Origin of the sequence: Mycobacterium innocens, from assembly GCF_900566055.1 — a bacterium.
In the GTDB taxonomy this organism is placed as follows: Bacteria; Actinomycetota; Actinomycetes; order Mycobacteriales; family Mycobacteriaceae; genus Mycobacterium; species Mycobacterium innocens.
On record NZ_UPHQ01000224.1, the window covers coordinates 71,249 to 79,665 of the forward strand.

6 protein-coding genes are annotated in these 8,417 nt (G+C 64.2%); 3 read left to right on the plus strand and 3 right to left on the minus strand.

Going from position 1 to position 8,417, the window contains the following annotated elements:
- The first annotated feature begins 8 nt into the window (after positions 1–8).
- A complete protein-coding gene (locus EET03_RS21665; protein ID WP_208649114.1) occupies positions 9–1,046 on the plus strand; it encodes a glycosyltransferase in 1,038 nt (345 codons plus the stop codon).
- A 19-nt stretch (positions 1,047–1,065) separates the two neighbouring features.
- Here the strand turns inward: EET03_RS21665 and EET03_RS21670 are convergent, their stop codons facing one another.
- Both EET03_RS21670 and EET03_RS21675 read right to left on the minus strand, forming a co-directional pair.
- Positions 1,066–2,016 carry a class I SAM-dependent methyltransferase gene (locus EET03_RS21670; protein WP_075544804.1) on the minus strand — a complete coding sequence of 317 codons (951 nt, stop codon included), beginning with the start codon at positions 2,014–2,016 and terminating at the stop codon, positions 1,066–1,068.
- 87 nt (positions 2,017–2,103) lie between these two features.
- Positions 2,104–4,104: a hypothetical protein gene (locus EET03_RS21675; protein WP_075544803.1), complete on the minus strand. Its 2,001-nt coding sequence runs from the start codon at positions 4,102–4,104 to the stop codon at positions 2,104–2,106.
- A 635-nt stretch (positions 4,105–4,739) separates the two neighbouring features.
- On the opposite strand from EET03_RS21675, the gene EET03_RS21685 reads away from it, so the two are divergent.
- The gene (locus EET03_RS21685) at positions 4,740–6,017 is read left to right on the plus strand and encodes a glycosyltransferase family 4 protein (RefSeq protein ID WP_167470679.1); all 1,278 of its coding nucleotides are present in this window, start codon (positions 4,740–4,742) and stop codon (positions 6,015–6,017) included.
- Here EET03_RS21685 and EET03_RS21690 read toward each other — a convergent pair.
- Positions 5,953–7,020: a polysaccharide deacetylase family protein gene (locus EET03_RS21690; RefSeq protein ID WP_075544801.1), complete on the minus strand. Its 1,068-nt coding sequence runs from the start codon at positions 7,018–7,020 to the stop codon at positions 5,953–5,955. The genes EET03_RS21685 and EET03_RS21690 overlap by 65 nt on opposite strands.
- A gap of 296 nt (positions 7,021–7,316) precedes the next feature.
- Between EET03_RS21690 and EET03_RS21695 the strand changes: the two genes are divergently transcribed.
- Positions 7,317–8,219 carry an FkbM family methyltransferase gene (locus EET03_RS21695; protein ID WP_244232476.1) on the plus strand — a complete coding sequence of 301 codons (903 nt, stop codon included), beginning with the start codon at positions 7,317–7,319 and terminating at the stop codon, positions 8,217–8,219.
- Positions 8,220–8,417: the final 198 nt, after the last annotated feature.

An 8,417-nucleotide genomic window follows, 5' to 3' on the forward strand; every position in this document is an offset into this window, starting at 1 on the left:
CGCCTCGGGTGCTTTGGCTTTCACCGTGGATGCGGCCGCTGGCACGGGTGCAGGCGGAGGTGCTGATCCGGCACGGGGCCGAGGTCCTGCTGGTGACCTCCGACCAGCATCCGGAGTCTGACGACGCCCGTGACTACGAGTTGGTGCTCGATCCACGGTTTCGCACCGCGGCAACCTGGCCCGCGAGCCTCAGGGCGTGGCGCCGCGTCCGTGACTACCGGCCGCACGTCGTGATCGCCGAGCTGGTTCGCGATCCCCGCTGGATCGCACTGGCCGGGCGGGCTCCGCGCATACAGCTGGTACACGACGACAGGCCGCACGACGCCGTCGAACACCGGCCGGCCTACGAACATGCCCTCTTTGACCGCTGGGGCGCCCGCTCGGCGGCCACCGTAACCTACAGCGACTACGTCGCCGCGGCCGTCGCCACCCGCCGCGACGTCGCGGGCACCCGGCTGCGTGTCGTACCGCTCACCAGCGACCTGGCCCCGGCCCTGGTGCCACCGCTGGTTGGGCCCGAAGGACGCCATGACTTCGTGATGATCGGCCGGCTCCACCCCTACAAGAACGTCGAGGTGGTGCTGCAAGCCTGGCAGCGACACGTCGGCGGCGGCTGGCGCGGTGACAACCTGGTGCTCATCGGCGGGCCACTGGACGCCGGCCCGCTGCCCAAACACACCCGCTGGCTTCCCGGCAGCTATCGCTACCGCGACGTCGTTACGACGCTGGCCGCCGCGAAGGGCTCGGTCGCCCACTACCGGCACGCTTCACAAAGCGGCGTGCAGGTGCTCTCGATGCAGCTGGGCGTGATGCCGATCGTGTCCACCGCCGGTGCCCTGCCCGAATACCAGCCGCCGGGCCGCCCGCCAATCGGTATCGACGACGTGGCCGGTCTGGCCGCCGCCTTCGACGCGCTGGCCGACCCGGCCGCCGCGGCACGACAGGGCGCCGCGGCAGCACGCCACTACGCGCGGCGATTCGCCGTCGACCATGTCGCGGATCGCTTGCTGGCCGTCATCGCAGAGGTCGTGGCTCGCCGGCCTTGACCGCGGAACCGCGCGAATTTCATTTCTCGGCGACGATGGAGAGGGTTTCGGAGAAAACGCCAAACTTGGCAAACACTGTTCCGCACCCACGGCGCAGTGCGGGCGGACGTAAGATGCGCAGAAATCTTTCCGTCGCAAATTCGGTCCGCAGGAATAGAATCCCCGCCGCGTCCGGTCCGGCGGATCTTTTTACGCCCAACGCCGTGAGCATGATGCGGAATCGCCTGGGCACAAATCCATAATGTATGGAGCGGTAACCGGCCCGCTGCGCAGCTTCAACCAGTTCGCGGCATGTGTATTCTTTCAGGTGCATTCCCGCCGCCTCGTCGCGTTTGAACACGCGCGAGACGTCGTGCGGCCCGGTATATCGATGAGGGGTGTTGAAGATATATCTACCACCGTTTTTCAATATTGTGTGGGCGCTTCGTAAATGACTATCCAGATCGTCGGGATGGATATGCTCGATGACCTGGTCGGACACCAGGATGTCGTAAGTTTCGGGACGTTCGAACTCATCGAGGTGCACGCCGTCGGATATCCCCCAGGAAAGATTCGCGCGCGACTCGGGCATCAATTTCTGCCCCCGTTCGCGAGTGATCTCCGTGCCTCGACATTCATAACCACCAGCCGCCAGGAACGAAATAAGGCCGCCCTGGCCGGAACCGATTTCATAGATCGATTTCGGAGGCTGCCCAATCAGTTCGAGCCATCTCGCGAATTTCTGGTGGGGCATTTGCGGATCGGCTTTCCCAGAAAACTGATTGAGCCACTCAAATTCCGCGTAGAGGCGGGTGTAGCAGTGATCGAAAGTATCCCACCGGTCTTCTGGGGCCGATTGCCGCAGTTCTGACGTTAACTGTTTTTCCAGATCCCAATGAGCTAATATCATCTGCTCGGTGATGTTCACCTCGGCCGGAATGCCGTAGGTTTTCTTGTAGCGTGAGATTAACTTATTTCCCCTGGGTTCCACTTATATTCCCTGTTGACCGTGAGCGGCTAACGACGCGAGGCGAAGTTCACCCTGGACACCCCGGACATAGGGGACAGCCAAGCCATATCAGCCCCGCAGCCTTCCGCGGCGGCTGCGCAGCACGATCACCGCGGCACCGGCGACGGCCAGCACCGCCCACGCTCCGCCGAACCACCACAGCCATCCCCAGTCCGAGTGACTCTGGGATGCCGCAACCGGGCCGGGCATGCCCAGGCGATCGACCGTCACCGGGTCTTGTCCGGGTACCGCCACCAGCGCGACACCTTTGACGCTCGGCCACCGGCTACTGTCGGCGTCGAGCCATCTGAGGAGGTCGTCGAGCTGCGCGGACGCGCCGTTGGAGGTTGCGATCAGCAGTGACCGGCCGCGGTTGAAGACCGTCTGAAGAGATGCGAACCGCAGTGTCGGGTCCAGTGCGAGCTTGGTGGGCTTGCCGTCGGATCCCAAGGCATTGATAGTGATTGGCCCGGTGGGCCCCGCGGACACCGGAAGCACGATGTCGGGGTGGTTCCACCCGTCAGCGGCGATCACGATCGCCGGATTTGACGAATCGATCGCTTGGTGCGGGCTCGTCACGGCGGTGTCGATGGGTATCGAGCTGGTTCGCTGTAGGCCAACCATGATGTCGACGGCGCGTGCGGTGTCACTGAACGAGTGCGGCTCGATGCCCACCTGGACCTTGGGCATGAGTGCCTGCGGCACCGATGACAGGCCATCGGGCACCGGCGGCCTGGCGGGGCTGCTCTGCACGGTGGTGTCGCCGTTGATGGTCAACGACAGCAGCTGGTCTCCGGCGCCGGCGACGTAGAAGTCTCCGCAACGTCCAACGTTGCCCGAAATATCCAGCGTCACAGTAAGACCGGTCCACCGCTGCAGGAGCCGATCCGGGACATCGATCCAGCGGTCAATGGCGCCGTGGCCGTCGGTGGGCCAGTGGTCGATGATTTCCGGGCCGACCGTTACTTCTATCTGACCGCTCATCGTGGTCGGCGTCGGAGAGTAGGACCCCCGCAGATGCACTCGAACCGAGTGGATGGATCTGCCAAACCGGGTCTGGTCCAGCCCGATCACCACCCGTGGTTGCAGCCCCGTGGAGTTGACCACGGACTGCCCCAGCTCACGCAGCGTGGTGGTGTCGCCGGGCAGTTGGATGCCGTTCTGCAGCGATGTGACGACAGCCTTGGAAGCCAGCGCCAACCCGGACAGGTCGCTGAACAGCAAAGCTGTGTCGGACGCGTTGCTCGGCCCGAGCGGTCCGGAGATCAACAGCCACGGCACGCCGGTGGCGCCTTGAAGGGAAAGCCCGTTGTCGGGTCCCTCTTTGACGACGATCTGGCGTTCCTGCGGTGACGGCGGCGTCGGCGGCCCGGGCTGCCCCTCTTTCAACGGCACCACGACGATCTCCGGATTCTGTTTGCCGTAGTGCGCGGCGGCGGAGGTGGCCACTCGAATTGCCGTGTCGGACTCGGCTGCCGACGGCGATTCCGGCAGAAATATGGTCAGTTTCCGCAGCACCGGCGGCAGGAAGTGGGCCACCGTGGTGGGCGGCTGTTCGACCCCGGTATAGCCGACGGTTCCGTTGATCAGACGCAACGGGCTCCATGGGTAGACGCAGAATCCCTCTTGCGGCACCAGATGGGCGCGCAGTAACACCGTCGCCGAATCGTTGATCACTTTTGCTCCGGCCAACGGGATGACGATCGGCGCTTGGTCGGTGGTGGGCAGGTTCACCTTCGCGATTTGGCGCTCGTCCTGCGTGACGGTGATCATCCCGGAGCGCAGGTTGATCGGCGGTTCCACAATCGCGTTCAAAGCTGCCGGTGTCAGCCCGCGCGGGACCGGCACGCTCAGCTGGATCGTTCCGTCCAAGCCGTAGAAAGCCATGGTGGAGCTGGAACCGATATCGGACAACGACAGGGTCAACGAGGCCGTCGTTCGGGCCGGTTCGCCGGGCTCGGTTGTGGTGCCCGGTTCGGTGGGCTCGCCCCATGATGCGGGGGCGCTGACGGTCAACAATCCGATGACAGCGGCCAGTGCAATGACTCTGCCCACATATTTCCGACCCATCACCGGAACAGTATGCAGGGTTGAAGCCGCGTCGAAGGCAAATAGACCTGAATCGCGGGCGCCGCTGATCGCGCACCCACTGAGCCAATCGTTATGGCACGGCCGAGCTGCCGAGGGTGTCGTCAGTGGCCAAGCCGAATGATGAACGGCTGAGCAGGACTAGCCGGTTTTCGACGAGCCCGAGAACAAACCGCACGATTGATACTTTCGCCGTCGCATCTCACACACATCGTCGATATCGGGCGCAGCCGGACCTGCGGCGACTGGCCTTACACGCCGAGGCTCAACGCCGGTTTGTGTCGCGTGACAGGATCCGGGCCAGACGTGAGGCGTTGCCGGACTTGCAAAAGGACATGCGGCCCGAACTAGCGCTACCGTCTCCGAGGTTGTCAGCGGTCACGGATTTCCCCAGGTTTGAGGGGTTGTCCGTCACGTAATTCCCCACCCCGGCTGTCACGTAATTCCCCACCCTGGGCGGTGTGTCTGCCCGGTGTGGGCCTCGCTATAAGGTTCGCTTTCCATCCGTCTGCTGACGGATGGAAGGGCGCTGATGGCGAGGAGAAATATCACGATGTTCCGGTTGGGTGAAGTCCTCCACGATGCTTGCTAGAGTTCCGGCTGATCAAGGTGTCGCGATGGCAGCCCGGCACGAGGTGCCCGCCCGGGGACGCAGCCAGAACCAGGAGGCCTCGTCGTTGCCTAAACTACGGCTCCGCGAGAACAACCCAGGCGATAACCAATCGACAGCATCAGGGCCGGTCCGTTATCCGATCCGGGTACTTACGGTCGGGACCGCACCGACTGGACCCAACAGCCGCGGCGGCATGGCGGCGGTAACGCAATTGCTGATAGAGGACAACGACCCGCGGTTTCACGTCCGCTCCGTGTCGACCTACGTCGATGACTCCCTGCCCGCTTGGCTATGGACGGGGATCTCGGGCATGCTCAAGGCTTCGGCGCTGCTGCTGGCCGGCGTGGTCGACGTACTGCATGTCCACTTTTCGTTGCGCGGCAGTGTCGTCCGCAAGTCCTTACCGCTATTCGTAGCTCGAATGCGGGGCATCCCGACGATTATCCATTGTCACAGTTCACACTTCTTCACCTGGTTCGATGGGCTGCCGGCGCCGCTGCGCCGCGCCGTACGCGCGGCACTGCGCGCCGACTACGTGGTGCTGCTCGGTGAATCTCATATGGTGGCGTCGTCCGCGAGACTCGGATTCGAGGTGTCCAGAGCCCGACTCCTCTACAACCCCGTGGTCATGCCTCGCGACGCGCCGTCGCCGCGCACCCGCCGACCATTGTCGGTGGTGTCTCTGGGCAGACTGGGCACCAACAAGGGAAGCTACGACCTTGTCCGGGCAATCAGCTTGCTGCCCAACGACATTCGGACCAACCTGCGCGTCACGCTGGCCGGTGACGGCGAGGTTGAGCAGGTGCGTGAGTTCGTCCGCGCCAACGCAGTCGACGACACCATCGACGTCGCCGGGTGGGTCGGCCCTGCAGACCGGGACCGGCTGTTGGCCGAATCGGTGATATTCGTGTTACCCAGCTACAGCGAGGGTCTTCCGATGGCGTTGCTGGAGGCGATGGCCAACGGGGTGGTACCGGTGACCACCCCGGTGGGCGCGATACCGGAAGTGGTGACCGACGGGGTGAACGGTGTGTTGGTCAAGCCGGGCAACCCTGGCCAGCTGGCGGCGGCGCTGCAGAACCTCATCGTCGATGCCGAGTTGCGCAACCGTCTGGCCGCGGCCGCTTACACGCGCGCCGGCAAGTTCGACGTCGCGCGCTGGCGGGAAGCACTGCACGACGTGTGGCTCGCGGCCGCATCGCGGCGACGGCAGGCTTTCAGCCTGCGCCGGCCATCCCGCGGCTACCGCCATAGCGACGCGGCAGCCCGCCGGAGACCATGAGCCGGAAGTAGTCGAACGACGAATCGCTGCCGACCGCCAACCGCGGCAATGCCAGCGGGTCACAGCGACGATGGGCGAATCCCGCCGTGGTCGTCAACGCCCAGCGCACGCCACGACCGCGCAGGACGTCCTTGGCGCGAGCGTCGAAATCCTGTAGCCGGCCATTAGGGTAAGCGAAAATCGTTGGTGTCCAACCAGTCTCACGCTCAATCGCCGCGCAGGAATTCGCGATCTCTCGCTCGACCTTGTCGTCGCTGCAGCGGGCGAGGATCGGGTGGGTCACCGTGTGCGGATACAGCGTCACCAGGCCGTCGCTGGCAATCTCACGCGCTTCGTCCCAGGAGAGCATCCGGAACGGACCGCGGTCGCCGCCACCGCGGTAGCCCAGCACCCGGAGCATCTCGTCCAGTACGGCGATCCGTTGCGCGTCGGCTAAATCTTTCATCCGCTCAACCGCGGCCGCATAGACTGCACCGCGGTTGGCGGTACCGTCGAGCGAACGAGTGCCCAGTCCCAGCGCGGCCAGATCGACCTGGGTTGCATCGGTGCGGGCGATCGCCAGCCAAAGCTGGTCGGGCCACAGGGCTTCGTCGCTGCCAATCAGGCCCGTCGCAAGGAACACGGCCGCGGGCAGCTTCAGATCGCGCAACACCGGGACCGCGTGCGTGGCGAGGTTGCGGGTGCCGTCGTCGAACGTTATCGCCATGGCGCGCGGTGGCAACGTCCCCGCCGCAAGGCGATCGAGGGCCTCTTGGAGCGAAAGGACGTTGAAGTGCTTGCGGATGTACTCAAGTTGACGTCGGTACAGCACCGAGCCGAGCACATGCCAGCACGCCGGCGACGGCGGTTCGCTTTCCACACCGTGGAACATCACGATGGCGAGCAGGTTGCGGTGTCGCCGCCGGGCGAACATCGGAACACCGGCGGCACACAACAATCCGGCCGCGAAGTTCTTCAGGGCCGCGCGGGTCGCATGTGGCGCGAGACCCTTGAGTCGTGCCATCACCTACCGAACTCTAACCACCGCTCACGGGTCCGGCTGCAACGCTTTCCGGATTGCTCGCCAGGCGGCGCGGTGTTGGGTGGGTGCCGGTCGAGAACCCGCCGGGGGATGGTCCGGTGTCACTTGCATTTGCTGCAATGGCCGTCTTCTCGAAAGGACGCCCGGTATCGTGTGTCGGTGCTTGCCTTCGACACGGTGGTCGACGCCGTTCTACCCGGAGCACCACAGCAAGCGGCGGTGAGGGATTGAAGAGCACTGTGCCAGGCATACTTTCCCCGTCGCGTCTCACACATATCGTGGATGCCGGAGCCAGCCGTAGCTGCGGCGACTGGCCGTACACGCCGATGCTCGACGCCGGTTTGTGTTGCGTGACAGGTTTCGAGCCCGGGCGCGAGGCGTTGCTCGAGTTACAAAGGACATGCGGCCCGAAAGAGCGTTACCTGCCTTACGCGCTCGGCGATGGCAACCCCGGAATTCTGAAAGTCTGTCCGGCGCCGGGGGCGATGACCAGCCTGCTCGAACCCGACCCGGTCACGCAGGGGCTGTTCAGTCTCTTCGATCCGTTCGGCCGGGTCATCGAGCGCGTCCCACTCGACACCCGGCGCCTCGATGACATCCGAGAAATCGAGCATCTCGATTTGCTGAAGATTGACATCCAGGGAGGTGAGCTGGCCGTATTTCAAAATGGGCGCAGCAAGCTCGCCGAAGCGGTGGCAATTCAGACCGAGGTGTCATTTATTACCCTGTATCAGCACCAGCCCCCATTCGGGGAGGTCGATGTGGAGCTGCGCCGCCAGGGATTCGTTCCGCACTGCATCCCCGGCGAAGTGAAGAAATGGGTGATCGGCGACTTCTCGGTCGGTGATCCTTTCCGGCCGCTGAATCAGATTCTGGAGACCGATATAGTCTATGTGCGCGACTTCGTCCACCCGGACGGGATGACCGACGAGCAGCTGAAGCATCTGGCGATGATCGCGCATTACTGTTATGGGTCGTTCGACCTGGCGTTGCGGTGTGTGCGGTTGCTGGAGGGCAGGCGCGCGGTGGACGCGGGGAGTTCGCGCCGGTATCTGCGGCTTTGCAAGAGAACCGTCGGTTACAAACGAGCGATCTGGTGGGCGCAACACAGCGCGGCCCGGCTGAAATATCGACTGAGGACACGGGCCAATCCGGTCGCCTCCGCCGACGGTCTCGACTGACGTGGCGCGGCGAACGGGTGACCGGCAGCCGGCAGACAGCGTATTTCGATCAGCCGGTGTGCAATGTGCTTCCCCCGCTTTTTCGGAGGCTTCCGAACCAGGTTTGATCATGCATAGCCTGGAGGAAGGAAGTTTGCGGTGGCAGCGAACAGGAAGTACCCCGACGAGCTGCGTAGACGCGCGGTGCGGCTGTATCGG